This is a genomic window from Roseomonas sp. TAS13, from assembly GCF_001950415.1.
Taxonomy (GTDB): Bacteria; Pseudomonadota; Alphaproteobacteria; order Acetobacterales; family Acetobacteraceae; genus Roseomonas; species Roseomonas mucosa.
Window position 1 is genome coordinate 1 of sequence record NZ_BDLP01000022.1, and the last position, 19,201, is coordinate 19,201.

Below are 19,201 nucleotides of genomic sequence, written 5' to 3' on the forward strand. Positions count from 1 at the left end.
GGCGCGTGCCGGTGGGGACGGAGCTGGCGGGCGTGGCGCTGGTGATCGCGGCGCTGGTGCTGAACAGTTTCGCGGGGGTGCGGGGTGCCGGGGCGGTGCCGCGGGAGGCGGTGGTGCCGGTGGCGACGGGTTGTGGGGTGCGGGAGGCGGTGCCGCTGCGGGTGGCGGGGCGGTAGGGGTTCCTGCCCCGGCTTTCGGCCCCGATCTCCTGTCCTGGCCTCCTGCCCTGGCCCCCTGCCCTGGCCCCGGCGATGGGGCCGCCGCCCGGGTGGGACCGGGCGGCGGTGGAGGCGGTCAGCCGGCGCTGGTGATGTTGTTGGCCTTGACCACTTGGCCCCAGCGGGCGTGGTCGCTGCGGACGAGCTTGTCGAAGCTCTCGGGCGTGCCGCCGCCGGGTTCGTCGCCCTGGCTGGTGATGCGGTCGCGCACGGTGGGGTCGGAGAGGGCCTCGTTGAGGGCGGCGTTGACCCTGGCCACGACCTCGGGCGGGGTGCCACGGGGGCCGGAGATGCCGATCCAGGAGCTGACGATGAAGTCGTCGAGGCCCTGCTCCTTCGCCGTCGCGGCGTCGGGGAAGGCGGGGACGCGGTTTTCGCTGGTGACCATGATGGCGCGGATCTGGTTGGCCTTGACGAAGGGCGCGACCACGGAGGCGGCGTCGAACATCATGGGGAAGCGGCCGGCGATGAAGTCCTGAATGGCGGGGCCGGAGCCACGGTAGGGGATGCTCTGCATGGCGGGCAGGCCGGCGCGGGCGCGGAAGAGTTCCGAGGTGCAGTGGGAAAGGCTGCCGGCGGAGGCGATGCCGTAGTCGGGGATGTCCTTCTGGGCTTTCACCCAGGCCACGAATTCCTGGATGTTGCGGGCGGGGACGGAGGGGTGGACGCAGAGGACCATGGCCGAGCGGAGGGCGAGGCCGATGTTCACCATCTCCAGCGGGTTGACGGTCATGTTGGGGAAGGTGTGGGGGTTGATGGCCATGGGGGAGGAGTTGGAGGCCATCAGGGTGTAGCCGTCGGGCTTGGCGCGCATGACCACCTCGGTGGCGAGGTTGCCGCCGGCGCCGCCGCGGTTCTCGATCACCAGGGTCTGGCCGAGGGCCTTGCCGATGCCGGGCTGGACGATGCGGGCGGCGAAGTCGGTCTGGCCGCCGGGCGGGAAGCCGACCATCAGGGTGACGGGGCGGGTCGGCCAGTTGGGCTGGGATGACGCGGACTGGGCGTGGGCGAGGCGCGGGGTGGCCAGGGGGGCTGCGAAGGGGGTGGCCAGGGCGGCGAGGCCCAGGGCGCGTTCAAGGGCGCGGCCGAGCGCGGCGCGGCGCGAGAGGTCTTGGGATGACATGCGCGGTTCTGTCTTTCTGTCCTGGACGGGGCCGGCGGGTCCGGCCTTGTTCGCAGCCGCCTGATTCGGCGGGGCGGTGCCGGTGCATCATTACGAAATCTGCATGAAACGTCCATGCGGTTCCGGCAGGTGGGCGGCGGAATGGAAACGTCACGGGAGCGTCATACGCGGGGGTGCGGGGAGCGGTTACATCCGCCGGCGCCTGAGATCACAGAATCCGGAGTTCGGATGCGCCGCCTTCTGCTTGCCGCCACCTGCCTGGCCCTGCCCTGCCTGGCGGGCGGCTTTCCGTTCCTGAACGCGGCGCGTGCCGCGGAGCCGCAGATCACCATCCTGGACGACCATGATCCGGGCATGAAGCTCGGGACTGTGCGCTTTCCGGGCGGCAAGACGCTGGAGCTGACGGTGGGGATCGGTTCCGCCGCCTATCGCCGGCCGGGGGATGCGGCGGACATCGTCTATACGATGTCCGACCGGGGACCGAACTTCACCTGCGCGGAAGGGGTGAAGATCACCGGGCTGGCGATCGGGAAGCTCTGCGCGCCGGACGAGAAGGGGCGGGTCTATCCGGTGCCGTCCTACAGCCCGACGATCTACGGGGTGATGCTGGACCCGGCGGCGAAGCGCTTCCGGGTCTTCGAGGCGATCGCGATCAAGGGGCAGGACGGGCAGCCGGTCACGGGGCTGACGAACCCCCTGCCCGGCCGCACCGAGACGCCGATCGATGCCGAGGGGAAGAAGCTGGATTTCAACCCCTCCGCGCTGGATGCGGAGGGGCTGTTCCAGGCGCCGGACGGGAGCTTCTGGATCGGCGAGGAGAATGCGCCCTCCATCGTGCATATCGGCGCGGATGGGCGGGTGCTGCGGCGCTATGTCCCGGCGGGCGGGACCAAGGGGGAGCTGGCGGGGGCGCGGTACGAGGTGGTGGACACGCTGCCGGCGATCCTGGCGAAGCGGCAGTCCAACCGGGGGATCGAGAGCCTGACCGGCACGCCGGATGGCAGCGCGCTGTACGCCATGGTGCAGAACCCGCTGGCCAACCCGGATGCGGCGGCCTTCCGCAAGGCGAAGAACACGCGGCTGCTGCGCTTCGACCCGGCGACGGGGAAGGTGACGGGCGAGTGGGTGTACCAGCTGGAGGACCCGCGTTCCTTCCGGCTGGACCCTTCGGAGAACCAGTCGGCGCCGCGGATCAGCGAGATGACCTGGCTGGGGCCGGACCGGCTGCTGGTGCTGGAGCGGACGGACGGCACGACGAAGCTGTTCGAGGTGAAGCTGAACGACGGCGCCACCGATATCGCCGGCAGCAAGTGGGACGACCCGCAGACGCGGCCGACGCTGGAGCAGGGCAACGACCTGTCCGGAACGGGCGTCACGCCGCTGCGCAAGCGGCTGGTGCTGGATACCGCCGACCACAAGGACCTGCCGGTGAAGCTGGAGGGGATGGCGGTGCTGCCCGACGACACGCTGCTGCTGGTGAACGACGACGATTTCGGCATCAGCGGAGAGCGCACGCGGATCGTGCTGGTGCGCGGGCTGGGGCTGAACGCCGGGAAGTGAGGCGGCGGTTGCTGCCTGGAGTTTGGCGCCGCGCTTCGTGGCCGGCCCTGGGGGAGGCTCCGCCTGCCCCGGTCCGGTGAGCCCTTCGGGGAGCGGAGCCGGGGCCTAGGGAGACGGGGGAGTCCCGGTTTCGGCAAGGGCGGCGGCCAGTTCGGCGAAGGCCTGCCGGATGGGGGCGGCCTGGCCGCCGAGATCGGCTTCCGGGTCGATCGGGGCACCCCGGATCACCGATTCGGGCAGGGTGATGCCGGGCATCGCCGGGACCACGCGCATCTTCAGCCCTTCCGCGACCTGCCGGAGCTGGGCGGCGCATTTGCCGCCGCCATGGCCGCCATAGCTGACGATCACCAGGGGCTTGCCGCGCCATTCGGCGTGAAGGTGGTCGATGGCGTTCTTGAGCGGGGCGGGGTAGCCCCAGTTGTACTGCGGCGTGACGAAGACGAAGGCATCGGCGCCGGCGATCTTCGCGCTCCAGGCCCGCGTGTGCGGCTGGAGGTAGGCGCCGAGGGCGGGGATGCCGGGTTCGTCGTCCATGGGCAGGGGCCAGTCGGTGAGGTCCACCAGCTCGCAACCGAGGCCGGCGGAGGCTTCGGCGATGCCGGCAACCCAGCGGGCGATCGTGGGGCAGAGCCGGCTGGCCCGCGTGCTGCCCATGATCAGCAGGATTTTCGGGGTTGCTGGTGCGCCCACGGGATTCTCGTGTATCATGCACGGAGTTCTACGTTGCTTCCGGATGGCCGTAAACCGTGCATGATACACATGATCTCGATCTGCTCGCAGGGGCGCTGATCGATCTGGTGGGCGCCCTGAACAGCCCGCGCCAGGACGAGGTGCTGTTGCGGGAGGCAGGGGTCACGCTCGACCGGGCGCTGTTTCCCCTGCTGGTGCGGATCGCGCGGGCCGGGTCGGTCGGCATCGTCGAGCTGGCCGGGCAGGCGGGCCGCGACCATTCGACGATCAGCCGGCAGGTCGCCAGGCTGGAACGGCTCGGCCTCGTGGCCCGGCAGGCGGCCGCCGGCGACCAGCGGGTCCGCGAGGCGCACATCACGGAGGCGGGGGAACGGCTCATCGCCGCGATCACCGGGGCGCGGCGGCGGCTCCTCGGCCGGCTCCTCGCGAACTGGAGCGCGCAGGAGCGCCGGTCGGTGGCGCAGCTCAACCGGCGGCTGGCGGATGCGATGAAGGCGGCCCTGCCTCCGCCGGGGTGATGGGGGGCGCGGCATTCCGGCCGGTTGTTTCCCCGGGGCCAGTCCATGGATCAGGCCTCGCCCGGATCGTCCTCCGGTGGGTTCCTCGCAGGCAGCCCCCCTGCCCCGGCCGGTGCTTCCGGGAGTTTCACCGGCTGTCCCCTTCGGAGCGTTTCCGCTGAAAGGTTTCCCTGGGGAGTTCCCCTGGGGAGTTCCCCTGGGTGGTTCCCTCTGCGTGGTTCCCTCTGGGCAGGACGGGCGGAAGCCCTACCTTGCGCGGCGATGCGAGGCAGGAGGGATGGCATGGCCGGGATCAACGGGTTTTCCGCCAGGACGCTGCGGGGGGAGGAGGTTCCCCTGGCGGATTATGCGGGGCAGGTGCTGCTGATCGTGAACACCGCGAGCAAATGCGGCTTCACCCCGCAGTATGCGGGGCTGGAGGCATTGTACCGGGCCTATTCGGGGCGGGGCTTCGCGGTGCTGGGCTTTCCCTGCAACCAGTTCGGCGGCCAGGAACCGGGCGGCGAGGCGGAGATCGCGACGTTCTGCTCCACCACCTATGACGTCACCTTTCCGGTCTTCGCCAAGGTGGAGGTGAACGGGCCGGGGGCGCATCCGCTGTTCCAGTGGCTCAAGGGCGCGCGGAAGGGCGTGCTGGGCACCGAGGCGATCAAGTGGAACTTCACCAAGTTCCTGGTGGACCGGGAGGGGACGGTGGTGGACCGCTTCGCGCCGACGACGAAGCCCGCCGAGCTGGAGAAGCGGATCGAGGCGCTGCTGTAGCGGGGCTTCGCGGGGGGCCGGGCGCCTCGCCCGGGGAGGCCGGGGAATGTGCCGGAGGGGTGGGGGACGGCTGGCCATCCCCCTTCCGCGGGCCGCATCCTCCCACCCGGGCACGGGACATCGCCTCCCCCCCCCGAGGTGGCGGCCGCCGCAGCCTGGCGGACCGCATCCTCGCACGGGGGTATGGGGGGCCATCGCCCCAGGCCCGGAAGGCCGTTGGCGCTGCCCCGGCGAAGGTCAGCCGGCGCGTGCCGCGAAGACCTCCCGGGCCGCGGACAGTCCGTTCAAGGCGGCGGGGAAGCCGGCATAGACCGCCATCTGCATGATGATCTCGACGATCTCGTCCTGGCTCAGCCCCACGTTCAGCGCCGCCTGGATGTGCACCCGCAGCTGCGGCCCCGCGTTTCCCAGGGCGGTCAGCGCGGCGACGGTCGCGACCTCGCGGCTCCGGAGATCGAGCCCGGGGCGGGAGTAGATGTCCCCGAAGGGGAACTCGAGCAGGTAGCGCGCGAAGTCCGGCGCGATGCCGGCCAGCGAGTCGATGACGGCCTGTCCGGCATGGCCGTCGATGTCAGCCAGGGCGCGCAGGCCCCGTTCGTAGCGGCTCATGGCCTCGGGGGGGTTTGGCGTCATCGGCTTTCTCCATCCTGGAACGACCGCCGTAGCCGGCGATCTTGCTGTCGAGGACGGACAGGCACGCCTGAAGCTCGGCCAGTTGCCGCCGGACATGCTGGCGATGCCGCCGGAGGAGGTCTTCCCGTTCCGGCTCGCTCGCGACGCCCTGCGACCGCAGCGTGGCATACCGGACCATCTCCCGGACCGGCATGCCGGTCCGCCGCAGGCGCCCGACGAAGTCGATCCAGGGCAGGATCGAGGCGTCGTAGTCCCGCTGCTTCGACGAATCCCGCGATGCCCGCGGCAGCAACCCGATCCGCTCGTAATAGCGCAGCGTATGGGCCGTCAGCCCGGTGCGCCTGGACAGGTCGCCGATCTTCATGCTGTGCCTTGTCCTTCCTGACGCCACGGTTGCTACGACTTCGAGCGCACTCGAAGTCAAGGCGGCTTTTTCCCCGCCTGCGCCGGGGACGTGCCACGCGGGGCGCCGGGGGCCGCGCCGGAAGGGTTCAGCCGGCGTCCTGCCGGAAGAAGCGGACGGTCTTGCCGGTGATGAGGTCCGGCACGCCGTCGCGGAAGGGCAGGTAGTGCGGCATGGTCAGATGCGTCTCGAAGGCGGCGCGGCTGTCATAGACCTCGTGCAGCACGGCGAGGGTCTCGTCCTCCTCCGGGAGGAGGAGGTCGAACTGGTGGCAGCCGGGCTCGTCGGCGACGGAGCCCCGGGCATCGGCGCGGGCGAGCTCGATGAAGCGGGCGCGGCCCTCTGGCTTCAGGCGGAACTCGGCGAGCACGACGAAGCGGGTCTGCGGCATGGTGGTGTTCTCCCTGGGGCGGTCCGGGCCTGTCGCGATGAGGCGGCCGGGATGAGGCGCTTCGCGGGGCGGAGGGTCAATCGCGGGCCGTCCCGTCAGCCCGCGCGCGTGGGCAGTTGGAGGACGCTGCCTTCCACCGTCACTCCGGCCGCCCGCAGCGCATCCTGCCGCGCCGCATCGACCGGGAAGCCGGGCGTGAGCCGGGTGCCGCGCAGGCGCAGCACGGGGGGGCTCCCCGCCGGCATGTCCTGCATCAGCGCCAGCAGGGCGGCGTCCAGGGCCGGGCGCCGGACCCGGAGCTCGGCCGGTTCCCCCTCGGCCTCCAGGGTGAGCTTGCGGCCCGCGGCGAGGCCCAGCAGCGGCAGCAGGTCCTGCAGGTAGGCGCTGGCGCGGAGGGGCACTTCCTGCTCGCTGCGGGTCAGGGCCAGGAGGCTGCGCATCAGCCGGTCGTATTCCTCGGCCGCCTCCAGGGCGCGGGCGATCTGCCGGCTGCCGCGCTCGGTGGGCGGGATGACGCGCGCCGCCGATTCGAGGTTCATCAGCAGGACCATGGCGAGGTTGTTCGCCGCGTGGCGCACGGGGCTGAACAGGAAGGAGAACTCGGCCAGAGGGGGGGAGCCGGAGGTCTCTCCGGGGAGGTTCTCCGGGGGGGGCGTCTCCGGCTTCATCGCGGGATCTCCTCGAGGATCTCATGGAAGAGGCGGGCCGGCAGGGTGCCGCCCTGGACGTCGTTCATCGGCGTGGCGTCGTCGTTGCCGAGCCAGACCCCGATCACGGTGCGGCCGGAGAAGCCGATGAACCAGGCGTCGCGCGAATCCTGGGTGGTGCCGGTCTTGCCGCCCACCAGGCGGCCGGGGACGGCGGCGGCGCGGGCGGTACCGCGCGCCACGACGCTCTCCAGCGCGCGGCGGATGGCATAGGCCTGGTCCACCGTCATCACGCGCGCCGGGTCGGGCGGCGGCAGGGAGCGCAGGGTGTTGCCGCCGCGGGCGGCGGCGAGGCCGAACGGTTCCACGTGCAACCCTCCATTGGCGAAAGCGGCGTAGGCGGACACAAGTTCCAGCAGGGATGCCTGCCCCGTGCCAAGGGCCAGGGTGGCGTCCTGCGGGAAGGGGCCGGCGAGGCCCAGGCGTTGCGCCACCGCGATCGCCGGCTTCGGCCCGCCGGCGCGGAGCAGGGTGCGGACCGCCGCGGTGTTGACGCTGTGGACCAGCATATCCTCCAGCGTGATCTCGCCCCGGCTGGCCCAGTGGCCGTTGCCGGGGGACCAGTTGCCCAGGGTCAGGGGCGCGTCGGAGACGGTGGTGGAGATGTCCATGCCTACTTCCAACGCCGCCAGGACGACGAAGGGCTTGAAGGCGGAGCCCGGCTGGCGGCGCGCGTCCACGGCGCGGTTGAACTGGCTGGTGCGGTAGGCGCGGCCGCCGACCATGGCGCGCACGGCGCCGGTGGGGGCATCCAGCACCAGCACGGCACCGTCGCCCACCCCGGCCGCCGCGCCGGGGCCGGCGAAGAGGGCGTTGAGGCGGGCTTCCGCCACGGCCTGGATGCGGGCGTCGAGGGTGGTGCGCAGGACGAGGTCGGCGCTTTCCGGGAAGCGGCGGCCCAGCTCGTCCTGCACCCAGTCGGCGAACCAGCCGGCGTTGCGGCCCGGGCGCGGCGGCAGGGCGATGCGGGTGGCCTCGCGCTCCGCCTGTTCCGGGGTGATGGCGCCGGTCTCGGCCATGGCGCGCAGCACGTCCTTCGCGCGGCGGATCGCGGCCTCCGGATCGGTGCGGGGGTTGAGGCGGGAGGGGGCCTTGGGCAGCCCGGCCAGCATCGCCGCCTGCCACAGGTTCAGGCGGCGGGCGGAGATGCCGAAATAGGCCCGCGCCGCCGCGTCCACGCCATAGACGCCGGAGCCCAGATAGACGCGGTTCAGGTAGATCTCCAGCAGCTCGGTCTTGGTGAAGCGGCGTTCCAGCCAGAGGGCCATCAGCACCTCCTGCGCCTTGCGGCGGAAGGAGCGGTCGGGGCTGAGGAAGAGGTTCTTGGCGAGCTGCTGGGTCAGGGTGGAGCCGCCCTGCACCACATGCCCCGCGCGCAGGTTGGCCCAGGCGGCGCGCAGCAGGCCCACCGGGTCGATGCCGGGATGGCTGAGGAAGCGGCGGTCCTCGATGGCCATCAGCGCCTGCGGCATGGCGACGGGCATCTCCTTCAGCCGCAGGGCCTCGCCATAGAGGTCGCCCTGGGTGGCGATCACGCGGCCGTCCATGGCCTCCAGCGTCAGGGAGGGGCGGCGGGTGGCGGAGAGGGCCTTTTCCGGCGCCGGCAGGTCCCAGACCAGGGCGAGGAGGAGCAGGGCCGCGCCGATCGCGGCCCAGATGGAGAGCACCAGGCCGCGGCGCAGCCAGCGCCAGCCGCCGCGGCCGGGTTGTGCCCGCCGAGGGGATGGCATGGCCGGCGGGGGGCGGCCCGCGCCTTGCCGGATGCCGTCCCTGGTCTCCCCCTTGGCCCCTCCCCTGGTCCCTGCCCTGGGGCGCGGGGGCGGCAGCCCGTCCGGATCGGGGGCTCTCCTCACGGGGTGGCCGTCACCGGGGTTGCCTCACCGGGCCTCGGAGGGGCGGCGGGGTCCCTGCCCCGGGATGCGTCACCCGCCACCCGGGCGGGGCGCGGCGAGGAGGAGGCGGTTCAGCGGCTCCATCACCCCGCGCAGCGCGGCGAGGTCACGGGCCACCTGTTCGCGGGAGGCGCCGCCCGCCGCCACGGCCTCGGCGATCTCGCCCAGGCTGCGCCGGCCGTCCACGCGGGCCAGGATCGCCGGGGCGAGGCGCGGCAGGGCGAGGTTCATGCGCACGCCGTCGAAGTTCACCGGCAGCACGCCCTGGGGGGCCACGGCGCGGGCCAGGGTGGCGCCGTCCATCTCCCGCAGCACGGGGACCGAATCGGGATCGTCCCAGTCGGGCTCCGGCGCCGGGTCGCGGGTGCAGTAGGCGATGTGGATGCCCATGTTGCCCGCCACCGCCTCCGCCAGGGCGGCGCGGCCGATGGGGCCGAGCCGGGCGGCGCGTTCGCGCAGGCGCGGGTCGGGCAGGTAGCGGTCGGGGTCGTAGCGCAGGGGCTCCACGAGGCAGCGCAGGCGCAGGCCGGCGGCTTCGATCAGGGCGGCGAGCTGCGGCACGGTATAGGCCACGTCGCGCGGGTTCAGCAGCAGGTCGTAGAGGCCGGCGTCGCCGCCCTCCGTGTGGTCGGTGATCCAGGGGTTGCGGCGGAGCCAGGCGGTCTCGGGTGCCTGCTTCCAGAGGCGCTTGCCGATCTCCAGCCGTGTCGCCGGGGCTTCCTCGGGCGGGGTGAGGAGGCGCAGCGCGTCCTGGAGCATGTAGACGCCGGTGCGGCCATGCGGGGCATAGACCATGAGGCCGATGCCGCCGCCGGGGGCGAGCGAGGCGGCGAGGTTGCGCAGGCCCTGCAGCGGGTCGGGCAGGTGGTGCAGCACGCCGCAGCAGTCGATGTAGTCGAAGAGGCCGAGCTGGGGGTCGGGCAGGTCGAGGATCGAGCCCTCGGTGAAGCGGATGTTGCCGAGGCCACGCCTTTCCGCCCGGGCCTGCGCCACCTTGCGCGCGGCGGCGGAGCGGTCGAGCCAGACCACCTCGCCCGGGCGGCCGGCGCGGGCGAGGTGCTGGGCCAGCATGATGGTGCCGTCGCCCGAGCCGCCGCCGGCCATCAGCGCGCGCAGCGGCTGCGACTCCGGGCGGCGGGCGCCGAAGATCCAGTGGTCCACTTCCCGCAGGTGGGAGGGGCTGCCGATGATCAGGCGCTTGGCCTCGTCCGCCGGGTTGCGGGCGGGATAGGGGTAGCTGTCGTACTGGGCGGCGAGCTGGCGGTCGCGCTCGTCCTGCTCGGGTAGGGGCTGGCCGGTCATGCGCGCATCCTGCATGGGCCGGGCTGATAAGGCGATGTGGCCGGGGCGCCAAGCGGGGATGCCCGCTGGGGGGCAGTGCCGGCCGGGCTGGGCGGGATGACCGGGCGGAGCGTCGCCGGGAGGCACGCGGCGCGGGCGGGCGAGGCCGCTGGGCACTACCCGGATGCGGGGCGGGAAGCGTGCCGGGAGGCGGAGGCGGCGCCGTTCCTTGCCGCCGTCCGGACCGGCCCGGCTGCGGAACATGGCTGATCCGGTCATCTCCGCGGTTGAACCGGGTGGCTCCGGGGCCTTATCTGCGCCGCCATGAAGCGATTGCTCCCTGTTCTCGCCCTCGCGCTCGTCTCCCTCGCCCAGGTGCCGGAGGCCTCAGCGCAGAATCGTGCCGCCGGCGGTCCGCAGCGCCTCGGCAGCTTCGGCAGCTGGACGGCCGCGACCCACCAGGAGAGTGGCGGCAAGGTCTGCTATGCCTTCACCCGCGCGGCGAAGAGCGAGGGCGGCGGCAGCCGGCAGAACGTCATGCTGACGGTGACGCAGCGGCCGCAGGGGCGCGACCAGGTGGCGGCCTCGCTGGGCTATGCCTTCCGCCGGGAGAACAACCGCGATGCCGAGATCACCGGCGCGGTCGGCTCCAACGAGCTGCGTTTCTACGGGGTGCAGAACAATGCCTTCGCCCAGGAGGGTTCCGCCGCCGTGGCCGCCTTCAAGGCGGGCCGCGATCTCGTGATCAAGGGGCCCGGGCCGCAGGGCAAGGGCGCCACCACCGATACCTTCTCCCTCAGCGGCTTCTCCGCGGCCTATGAGGCGATCTCCAAGGAATGTCCCCCCCGCCGATGAGCGACGCCGCCCTCCGGACCCGCCCCGATGCCGCGAACCCCGCCGAGCTGACCGAGGCCGAGGCCGCGCGCATCCTCGCCAAGTCGGCGATCTTCGCCCCGCCCCCGGCCACGCTGCCGGATGGGCGGCGCGACCTCGTCGGCCTGTCGCGGGCGGAGCTGGAGGCGGAGATGGTGGCGATGGGCGAGAAGCCCTTCCGCGCCCGGCAGCTCTGGCACTGGATCTATCACCAGGGCGTGCGTGACTTCGCGCAGATGCCGACCATCGCGCGGCCGATGCAGCAGCGGCTGGCGGAGCGGTTCGCCGTGGGGCGGCCGGACGTGGCCACCGAGCAGCTTTCCAAGGATGGCACGCGCAAGTGGCTGTTCCGCTTCCGCGACGCGCAGCAGGTGGAGACGGTCTATATCCCCGACGGGCAGGAGGATCGCGGCGCCGTCTGCATCTCCACCCAGGTCGGCTGCACGCTGTCCTGCCGGTTCTGCCACACGGGCACGCAGAAGCTGGTGCGCAACCTGGGCGCCGCCGAGATCGTCGGCCAGTTCATGGCGGCGCGCGACAGCTATGGCGAGTGGCCCTCCCCCAAGGACGGCACGCCGCGCCACCTGAGCAACATCGTCGTGATGGGGATGGGCGAGCCGCTCTACAACTACGAGAATGTCGCCAAGGCGCTGACCATCGTGATGGACAACGAGGGGATCGGCCTGTCGCGGCGGCGGATCACCCTGTCCACCTCCGGCGTCGTGCCGATGATGGACCGCTGCGGGCGGGAGCTGAATGTCGGCCTCGCCGTCAGCCTGCACGCGGTGACGGACGAGCTGCGCGACGAGATCGTGCCGCTGAACCGGAAGTATCCGATCGCCGAGCTGATGGCCGCCTGCCGGCGCTATCCCTCCGCCTCCAACGCCCGCCGGATCACCTTCGAATACGTGATGCTGGACGGGGTGAACGACAGCGAGGCCGAGGCGCGGGAGCTGGTGCGGCTGCTGCACGGCATTCCGGCCAAGGTGAACCTGATCCCGTTCAATTCCTGGCCGGGCAGCGCCTACAGGACCTCGAAGCCCGAGGTGGTGCGGCGTTTCGCCCAGATCGTCAGCGATGCGGGGTATTCGGCCCCGATCCGCCGGCCGCGCGGGCGCGACATCCTGGCCGCCTGTGGGCAGTTGAAGACCGAGTCCGAGCGGCAGCGGCGGCCCGCGGCGACCGAAACGGTGGGGTGAGGCCCCGGAGGATATGGCAGGGGCGGTTGCCACTCCTGCCCTGACGTCCGGCGCCGTGCCCCTTTCCCGGCGGGCGGCCACGAGGCGCGATGCAGCGATGGCCGGGAACCGCGGCCGCCATGCGCAGGGACGGGCGGCGATCGGGGGATGGCGTTCCTATATCCCTCCGGCATGACGGATGTCGCGACGCCGCCCCCGGCCCCTCCCCCAGCGCCTGCCCTGGACGCTCCCCTTTCCATCGCCCCTGCCTATCCAGGCGGATTGGCGGAATTCGTGGCGCGGCACCCGCGCCTTTTCGTGCTGTCCGGTGCCGGATGCAGCACCGGGTCGGGCATTCCCGACTACCGTGACGCGGAGGGGCAGTGGAAACGTGCCCAGCCGGTGACCCTGCAGGCCTTCCTGGGCAGCGAGGCCACGCGCCGCCGCTACTGGGCGCGGGGCATGGTCGGCTGGCGCTTCTTCCGGCAGGTGCGGCCCAACCGGGCGCATGCGGCGCTGGCGCGGCTGGAGGAGCGGGGACGATGCGAGCTGCTGCTGACCCAGAACGTCGACCGGCTGCACCAGGCGGCGGGCAGCCGGCGGGTGATCGACCTGCACGGGCGGCTCGATGTGGTGCGCTGCCTGGGCTGCGGCCATGAGATGCCGCGCGAGGCGATGCAGGAGGAGCTGGTGCGGCGCAACCCGGACTGGGCCGGGCTCGGCGCCGGGATCGCGCCGGATGGGGATGCCGACCTGGAGGGGCGGGATTTCGGGCGCTTCGTCGTGCCGGACTGTCCGGTCTGCGGCGGGCTGCTGAAGCCGGATGTGGTGTTCTTCGGCGAGAACGTGCCGCGGGAACGGGTGGAGGAAGCCTATCGGGCGCTGGAACGCGCCGATGCCATGCTGGTCGTGGGGTCCTCGCTGATGGTCTATTCCGGTTTTCGCTTCGTCCAGGCGGCGGCCAAGGCCGGCAAGCCGCTGGCGGCGGTGAACCTGGGCCGCACCCGGGCGGACGGGATGCTGGCGCTGAAGGTGGAACAGAGCTGCGAGGAGGCCCTGGCCTTCCTGCTCTGATCCCTGGGGGACGGCTTTGCGTCCGGCGTTGCGCTGTCCCGGGGGAAAGGCGCCGCCTTTCCCCCGCCCCCCTATCCGCCAGGACCCTGCGGGCCCTGGACCCATTTTCGTTGGCTCTCGCTGATGCCGGATCGCGCCGGAGAGCCTGGCTCTCCGGTGGACTGCCGGCGCCACCCGCGCGGACAGGGTGTCTTCTTCTTCTCGGGAACCCCACGCCTCCACCTGTTCCCTGGGATCAGGCTGCAGAACAACGGCCACCAGGGGTGCCAACTCCCCGGGTCCAGGGCACGCAGTGTCCTGGCGGAGAGGGGGTCCGGGGCGAGAGGCAGAGCCTCTCCCCCGGCGCGGTTGACCATGAAGCGCGACGCGGTTCAGCCGGCGCGCTGGTAGGCCAGGGCGGCGGCGGCGAGGTCCTCGCCAGCCCAGCCGACGGATTTGAAGACGGTGACCTCGTCCGGCGATTCGCGCCCCCGGCTTTCGCCCCGGCAGAGCTGGGCCAGGTCGGCGGCGATGCCGGCCTCGGTGATGGCGCCCTCGGCGATGGCCTGGACCACGTCGCCGGCCTCGGCCAGGGCACCGGGGCGGGTGTCCACCACGAGGCGGGCGCGGGCCAGGAGGGCGCCGTCGCTCTCGCGCATGGTGGGGCGGAAGGCGCCGACGAGGTCCACATGGGTGCCGGGGCGGATGGCGGCGCCGGTGACCAGCGGCGTGGCCGAGAGGGTGGCGCAGGCGACGATGTCGGCCGAGGCGGGGTCCGGCCGGGCCACCGATTCGGCGGGCAGGCCTTCGGCACGCAGGTGGCGGGCCAGGGCCTGGGCGTTTTCGGGGCGGCGCGACCAGATGGCGATGCGTTCGAGCGGAAAGGCGCTGGCGTAGCAGGCAGCCAGGGCCTCGGCGACGCGGCCGCTGCCCAGGACGAGCAGGTGGCGGCTGCCGGGGCGGGCCAGGAAGCGGGCGGCGAGGACGCTGCTGGCCGCCGTGCGGCGGTCGGTCAGGGCGCCGCCGTCGAGCAGGGCCAGGGCCTCGCCGGTGCGGCCGTCGGAGAGGAGGTAGGAGGACTGGACGGCGGGCAGGCCGGCGGCGGCGTTCGCCGGCATGACATGCACGATCTTGACCCCCGTGAAGCGGTCTGCCCACCAGGCGGGCATCAGCAGGAGCGATCCGGTGGCATCCGGGCCGTTCGGCAAGGGGTGGTGATGGCGCAGCGGGGCGTCGCAGCCGAGGCGGAAGACCTCCTCCAGCGCGGCGATCAGTTCCGGCCAGGGAAGCAGCCGGTCCACTTCCGTTTTCGGGATGATGCGCATGGTGGTGGCCTTCCACGGGCTGGGGTTCGGGCGGGCCTGTTCCAGTTCATGGCACGGCCCTTGCTGTCTGCACTGCGTTCTTATGGCGCGGATTCGGGCAGAGGCCGATGCGAAGGCGGGATTTGCGCCGCCCGAAACTCAAGGGTATCGATTTATGCAGGGCTGCCAGACCGGAATGTAGGAACCCGGGATGGCGGCCCACCGTGCCGGGCAACGGGGCGGGATCTGTGGAATTCATTTTTGGAGAGTTCAGGGAATGCGGCCTTTTCGGCTTGCCGTCATGCTCGGATCCCTTGGCGCCCTGGCGCTCGGGGCCTTTGCGACGCCGGCTGCGGCACAGCAGGCACCCGCCGCTCCGTCCGGGGCGACGCTGGATGCGATCAAGTCCCGAGGCAGCCTCGTCTGCGGGGTGAACACCGGGCTGGCGGGTTTCGCCCAGCCGGACAGCCAGGGCGTGTGGCGCGGCTTCGACGTGGACTACTGCAAGGCAGTGGCGGCGGCGATCTTCGGCGATGCGAGCAAGGTGCGCTACGTGCCGACCACGGCGCAGAACCGCTTCACCGCACTGCAGTCGGGCGAGGTGGACATGCTGGCGCGCAACACGACCTGGACGCTGTCGCGCGACACCAGCCTGGGCTTCGATTTCGCGGCCACGACCTTCTATGACGGCCAGGGCTTCATGGTGAAGACGTCCACCGGCGTGAAGAGCGCCAAGGAGCTGGACGGCGCCACGATCTGCGTGCAGCCGGGCACCACCACGGAGCAGAACCTGACCGACTGGGCGCGGGCCAGCAACGTCAAGTTCACCCCGGTGGTGATCGAGCGGCTGGAGGAGCTGGTGAGCGCCTTCGTGGCCGGGCGCTGCGATGCCTATACGACGGACGCCTCGGGGCTGGCGGCGACCCGTTCCACCCAGCCGAAGCCGGACGACTACGTGATCCTGCCGGAGCTGATCAGCAAGGAGCCACTGGCGCCGGCGGTGCGGCAGGGCGACCCGGGCTTCGCCGACCTCGTGCGCTGGACGCATTTCGCGCTGGTGACGGCGGAGGAGCTGGGAATCGATTCCAAGAACGTGGATTCGATGGCCAGCAGCCCGAACCCGGACATCCAGCGCTTCGTCGGCAAGAACGGCGACCTGGGCAAGATGCTGGGCGTGTCGAACGACTGGGCGGTGAAGGTCATCAAGGCTGTGGGCAACTATAGCGAGGTGTTCGACCGCAACCTGAAGCCGATCGGCCTGCCGCGCGGCAAGAACGCGCTGTGGAACAAGGACGGGCTGCAATACGCGCCGCCGATGCGCTGAGCCTGACCTGAACGCCGCGGGCCGGTCCTGGCCCGCGGCCCTTTCCTCCGGGACGCGGCCCGCAGAAGGCCGGACAGATGCAAGGGGCTTTCCCGATGTCGCAAAGCTCGACGGACCCGCGCCACATGAAGGCGCCCCCGAAGAAAGCCTTTCGCCTGAGCTGGCGGGACGAGCGGGTGCGCTCCATCGTCTGGCAGGTGCTGATCGTGGGGCTGGTGGTGGCCGTCGTCTGGTGGCTGGCCAGCAACACCGCGCGCAACCTGGAGGTGAGGCGCATCGCCACGGGCTTCGGCTTCCTGTGGCGGGAGGCGGGGCTGCCGATCGGCGAGCACCTGATCGAGTATTCGCCCACCAGCACCTATTTCCGCGCCCTGGCGGTGGGCGTGCTGAACACGCTGAAGGTGGCGGTGGTGGGCGTGATCCTGGCCACGGTCTTCGGCACGCTGGTGGGCATCGCGCGGCTGTCGAGGAACTGGCTGCTGGGCAAGATCGCGGCGGTCTATGTCGAGGTGGTGCGCGACGTGCCGCTGCTGCTGCAACTGCTGTTCTGGTACACGATCATGCAGAGCCTGCCGGTGCCGCGGCAGTCGCTGCACCCGGTGGAAGGCGTGTTCCTGAGCAACCGCGGGCTGAAGCTGCCCTGGATCGAGTGGACGGACGCGCACAACTGGGCGCTGCTGGGCCTGGTCGCGGGGGCGGTCGCCACCTGGTTCTATGCGCGTTCCGCGCGGGCCAAGCAGATGCAGGACGGGCAGCCGCGGCGGGTCTGGCCGGCGGGGCTGGCGCTGATCCTCGGCCTGCCCATCCTGATCTGGGCGGTGCTGGGCGCGCCCTTCACGCCGGACATCCCGGCGCTGCGCGGCTTCAACTTCCAGGGCGGGCTGACGGTGAGCCCGGAGTACTTCGCGCTGCTGCTGGGGCTGGTGATGTACACCTCGGCCTTCATCGCCGAGATCGTGCGCGCGGGCATCACCTCGGTGCCGCAGGGGCAGTGGGAGGCGGCGCAGGCGCTGGGGCTGCGGCCGGGGACGATGCTGCGGCAGGTCATCCTGCCGCAGGCGCTGCGGGTGATCATCCCGCCGATGACCAGCCAGTACCTGAACCTGACGAAGAACTCCTCGCTGGCGGTGGCCATCGGCTACCAGGACATCGTGTCCATCGCCAACACGGTGCTGAACCAGACGGGGCAGGCGATCGAGGGCATCGCCATCATCATGCTGGTCTACCTGACCATCAGCCTGAGCATCAGCCTGTTCATGAACTGGTACAACACGCGCATCGCGCTGGTGGAACGCTGAGAGAGGGAGCGGCAGCATGAGCGACATCACCCTCAACACCGCCGCCGCCGGATCGCCCGAGGCGGTGCCGCGCCAGCCGCCCACCACGGTGGTGGGGCCGGTGGCCTGGCTGCGGACGAACCTGTTCTCCTCCTGGTGGTCCACCGCGGTCACGCTGGCGCTGATCTACCTGATCGTGCGCTGGGCGATCGGCTTCGTGGACTGGGCCTTCGTCAACGCCGTCTGGTCGGTGCCGGACAACCAGACCCAGGCCTGCCGCGCGGTGCAGGGCACTGGCGCCTGCTGGGCGGTGATCACGGAGAAGTACCGCTTCATCCTCTTCGCCACCTATCCCTATGACGAGCAGTGGCGGCCGGCGCTGGTCTGCCTGCTGTTCATCGGGCTCTACATCGTTTCCGCCATGCGGCGCTTCTGGCGCTGGGAGCTGGCGGTGGTGTGGGTGGTGACGCTGGCGGTCATCGCGCTGCTGATGTGGGGGGGCGTGCCCGGCCTCACCTATGTGCCGCAGGAGCGCTGGGGCGGGCTGCCGATCACGCTGATCCTGTCCACCTTCGGCATCGCGGTGGCCTTTCCGCTGTCGATCCTGGTGGCGCTGGGACGGCGTTCCTCGATGCCGGCGATCCGGCTGCTCTGCATCGTCTATGTCGAGCTGATCCGCGGCGTGCCGCTGATCTCGCTGCTGTTCATGGCGAGCGTGATGTTTCCGCTGTTCCTGCCCGAGGGGATGAACATCGACAAGCTGCTGCGCGCGCAGATCGCCATCATCCTCTTCGCCGCCGCCTATCTGGCGGAGGTGGTGCGCGGCGGGCTGCAGGCGCTGGGCAAGGGGCAGTACGAGGCGGCGGACGCGCTGGGGCTGAGCTACTGGAAGAAGACCGGGCTGATCGTGCTGCCGCAGGCGCTGCGGCTGGTGATCCCGCCGCTGGTGAACACCTTCATCGGCTTCTTCAAGGACACGTCGCTGGTGCTGATCATCGGCATCTTCGACCTGCTGACCGCGGCCAAGACGGCGATCGTGGAGCCTGCCTGGCAGGGCTTCGGCATCGAGGTCTACATCGTGGTGGCGCTCATCTACTTCTGCTTCTGCTTCGCCATGTCGCGCTACAGCCAGAATCTCGAGGCCGAGCTGAACCGGCACCGCCGGCGCTGAGCCCTTTCCGGAGAACGACACCATGAGCGCAACGCTGAGCCCGGAATCGCATGTCGCCTCCGCCGTGCGGGCGGGGACGGCGCCGGCGATCCTGCTGGAGAACGTCAACAAGTGGTACGGCACGATGCATGTGCTGCGCGACGTGAACCTGCAGGTCGCGACCGGCGAGCGGGTGGTGGTGTGCGGGCCCTCGGGCTCGGGCAAGTCCACCATGATCCGCTGCATCAACCGGCTGGAGCAGCACCAGCAGGGCCGCATCCTGGTGGACGGGGTGGAGCTGACGGACGACATCCGCGCGCTGGATGCCATCCGGCGCGAGGTCGGGATGGTGTTCCAGAGCTTCAACCTCTTCCCGCACCTGACGATCCTGCAGAACTGCACCCTGGCGCCGATCTGGGTACGCAAGATGCCCAAGGCGCAGGCCGAGGAAGAGGCGATGGAGTACCTGCGCAAGGTCAAGATCCCCGACCAGGCGAACAAGTACCCCGGCCAGCTTTCCGGCGGGCAGCAGCAGCGCGTGGCGATCGCCCGGGCGCTGTGCATGAAGCCCAAGATCATGCTGTTCGACGAGCCGACCTCGGCGCTCGATCCGGAGATGATCAAGGAGGTGCTGGACACCATGGTCAGCCTGGCGGAAAGCGGCATGACCATGATCTGCGTGACGCACGAGATGGGCTTCGCCCGCACCGTGGCCGACCGGGTGGTGTTCATGGACCGGGGCGAGGTGGTCGAATCCGGCACGCCGGAGGAGATGTTCAACAACCCCCGCACCGACCGCCTGCGCGCGTTCCTGTCGCAGATCCTGCGCGGACACTGATCGCCCGGGAGGCGGCGCGCTTCGGG

19 protein-coding genes are annotated in these 19,201 nt (G+C 71.3%); 10 read left to right on the forward strand and 9 right to left on the reverse strand.

Annotated features, from left to right (window positions below; all coding sequences use genetic code 11):
* Window positions 1-294 precede the first annotated feature (294 nt).
* The gene (locus tag ROTAS13_RS03640; RefSeq protein WP_075821568.1) at window positions 295-1,341 is read right to left on the reverse strand and encodes a tripartite tricarboxylate transporter substrate binding protein; all 1,047 of its coding nucleotides are present in this window, start codon (window positions 1,339-1,341) and stop codon (window positions 295-297) included.
* A 228-nt stretch (window positions 1,342-1,569) separates the two neighbouring features.
* Between ROTAS13_RS03640 and ROTAS13_RS03645 the strand changes: the two genes are divergently transcribed.
* The gene (locus ROTAS13_RS03645; protein WP_075821569.1) at window positions 1,570-2,901 is read left to right on the forward strand and encodes an esterase-like activity of phytase family protein; all 1,332 of its coding nucleotides are present in this window, start codon (window positions 1,570-1,572) and stop codon (window positions 2,899-2,901) included.
* Between the two features lie 105 nt (window positions 2,902-3,006).
* Here the strand turns inward: ROTAS13_RS03645 and ROTAS13_RS03650 are convergent, their stop codons facing one another.
* Entirely contained in the window at window positions 3,007-3,591 is a 585-nt protein-coding gene (locus ROTAS13_RS03650) for an NADPH-dependent FMN reductase (protein ID WP_252571852.1), read from the reverse strand.
* A gap of 56 nt (window positions 3,592-3,647) precedes the next feature.
* Here ROTAS13_RS03650 and ROTAS13_RS03655 point away from each other — a divergent pair, with 56 nt between their 5' ends.
* Together ROTAS13_RS03655 and ROTAS13_RS03660 are read left to right on the forward strand one after the other, a co-directional pair.
* Window positions 3,648-4,109, forward strand: a complete 462-nt coding sequence (locus ROTAS13_RS03655) for a MarR family winged helix-turn-helix transcriptional regulator (protein WP_075821571.1) — start codon at window positions 3,648-3,650, stop codon at window positions 4,107-4,109.
* Window positions 4,110-4,391: 282 nt separating this feature from the next.
* A complete protein-coding gene (locus ROTAS13_RS03660; protein ID WP_027297271.1) occupies window positions 4,392-4,871 on the forward strand; it encodes a glutathione peroxidase in 480 nt (159 codons plus the stop codon).
* Window positions 4,872-5,108: 237 nt separating this feature from the next.
* Here ROTAS13_RS03660 and ROTAS13_RS03665 read toward each other — a convergent pair whose 3' ends face one another.
* The 6 genes from ROTAS13_RS03665 to ROTAS13_RS03690 all read right to left on the reverse strand — a co-directional run bounded on the left by ROTAS13_RS03665 (window position 5,109) and on the right by ROTAS13_RS03690 (window position 10,199).
* Window positions 5,109-5,480 (reverse strand): carboxymuconolactone decarboxylase family protein, encoded by a 372-nt coding sequence (locus tag ROTAS13_RS03665; RefSeq protein ID WP_226945993.1) that lies wholly within the window; start codon window positions 5,478-5,480, stop codon window positions 5,109-5,111.
* Window positions 5,443-5,868 carry a MerR family transcriptional regulator gene (locus ROTAS13_RS03670; protein WP_075821572.1) on the reverse strand — a complete coding sequence of 142 codons (426 nt, stop codon included), beginning with the start codon at window positions 5,866-5,868 and terminating at the stop codon, window positions 5,443-5,445. The genes ROTAS13_RS03665 and ROTAS13_RS03670 overlap by 38 nt, the downstream gene beginning before the upstream one ends.
* A gap of 127 nt (window positions 5,869-5,995) precedes the next feature.
* Complete coding sequence (locus ROTAS13_RS03675; RefSeq protein WP_019462337.1) at window positions 5,996-6,298, reverse strand: putative quinol monooxygenase; 303 nt, start codon at window positions 6,296-6,298, stop codon at window positions 5,996-5,998.
* A 95-nt stretch (window positions 6,299-6,393) separates the two neighbouring features.
* Entirely contained in the window at window positions 6,394-6,966 is a 573-nt protein-coding gene (locus tag ROTAS13_RS03680; RefSeq protein ID WP_075821573.1) for a hypothetical protein, read from the reverse strand.
* Entirely contained in the window at window positions 6,963-8,735 is a 1,773-nt protein-coding gene (locus ROTAS13_RS03685; RefSeq protein WP_075821574.1) for a transglycosylase domain-containing protein, read from the reverse strand. The genes ROTAS13_RS03680 and ROTAS13_RS03685 overlap by 4 nt, the downstream gene beginning before the upstream one ends.
* 192 nt (window positions 8,736-8,927) lie before the next feature.
* Window positions 8,928-10,199 carry a methyltransferase gene (locus ROTAS13_RS03690; RefSeq protein WP_075821575.1) on the reverse strand — a complete coding sequence of 424 codons (1,272 nt, stop codon included), beginning with the start codon at window positions 10,197-10,199 and terminating at the stop codon, window positions 8,928-8,930.
* A gap of 303 nt (window positions 10,200-10,502) precedes the next feature.
* Here ROTAS13_RS03690 and ROTAS13_RS03695 point away from each other — a divergent pair, with 303 nt between their 5' ends.
* From ROTAS13_RS03695 to ROTAS13_RS03705, 3 genes are all read left to right on the forward strand, one after another.
* Window positions 10,503-11,033 (forward strand): invasion associated locus B family protein, encoded by a 531-nt coding sequence (locus ROTAS13_RS03695; protein WP_026033422.1) that lies wholly within the window; start codon window positions 10,503-10,505, stop codon window positions 11,031-11,033.
* Window positions 11,030-12,250, forward strand: a complete 1,221-nt coding sequence (gene rlmN / locus ROTAS13_RS03700; protein WP_226945992.1) for a 23S rRNA (adenine(2503)-C(2))-methyltransferase RlmN — start codon at window positions 11,030-11,032, stop codon at window positions 12,248-12,250. Before ROTAS13_RS03695 ends, rlmN begins: the two co-directional genes overlap by 4 nt.
* Window positions 12,251-12,397: 147 nt before the next feature.
* Window positions 12,398-13,303, forward strand: a complete 906-nt coding sequence (locus ROTAS13_RS03705) for an NAD-dependent protein deacetylase (RefSeq protein ID WP_226945991.1) — start codon at window positions 12,398-12,400, stop codon at window positions 13,301-13,303.
* A gap of 371 nt (window positions 13,304-13,674) precedes the next feature.
* Here the strand turns inward: ROTAS13_RS03705 and ROTAS13_RS03710 are convergent, their stop codons facing one another.
* Window positions 13,675-14,607, reverse strand: coding sequence for an ornithine cyclodeaminase family protein (locus ROTAS13_RS03710; protein WP_075821577.1), 933 nt, complete (start codon window positions 14,605-14,607; stop codon window positions 13,675-13,677).
* Between the two features lie 280 nt (window positions 14,608-14,887).
* Here ROTAS13_RS03710 and ROTAS13_RS03715 point away from each other — a divergent pair, with 280 nt between their 5' ends.
* The 4 genes from ROTAS13_RS03715 (at window position 14,888) to ROTAS13_RS03730 (ending at window position 19,175) form a co-directional block, all read left to right on the forward strand.
* Window positions 14,888-15,910 carry an amino acid ABC transporter substrate-binding protein gene (locus tag ROTAS13_RS03715; protein WP_083755390.1) on the forward strand — a complete coding sequence of 341 codons (1,023 nt, stop codon included), beginning with the start codon at window positions 14,888-14,890 and terminating at the stop codon, window positions 15,908-15,910.
* Window positions 15,911-16,035: 125 nt separating this feature from the next.
* Window positions 16,036-17,208: an amino acid ABC transporter permease gene (locus tag ROTAS13_RS03720; RefSeq protein ID WP_019462346.1), complete on the forward strand. Its 1,173-nt coding sequence runs from the start codon at window positions 16,036-16,038 to the stop codon at window positions 17,206-17,208.
* Window positions 17,209-17,224: 16 nt separating this feature from the next.
* A complete protein-coding gene (locus ROTAS13_RS03725; protein WP_058390557.1) occupies window positions 17,225-18,358 on the forward strand; it encodes an amino acid ABC transporter permease in 1,134 nt (377 codons plus the stop codon).
* Between the two features lie 22 nt (window positions 18,359-18,380).
* The gene (locus tag ROTAS13_RS03730; protein ID WP_019462348.1) at window positions 18,381-19,175 is read left to right on the forward strand and encodes an amino acid ABC transporter ATP-binding protein; all 795 of its coding nucleotides are present in this window, start codon (window positions 18,381-18,383) and stop codon (window positions 19,173-19,175) included.
* The last annotated feature ends 26 nt before the right edge of the window (window positions 19,176-19,201 follow it).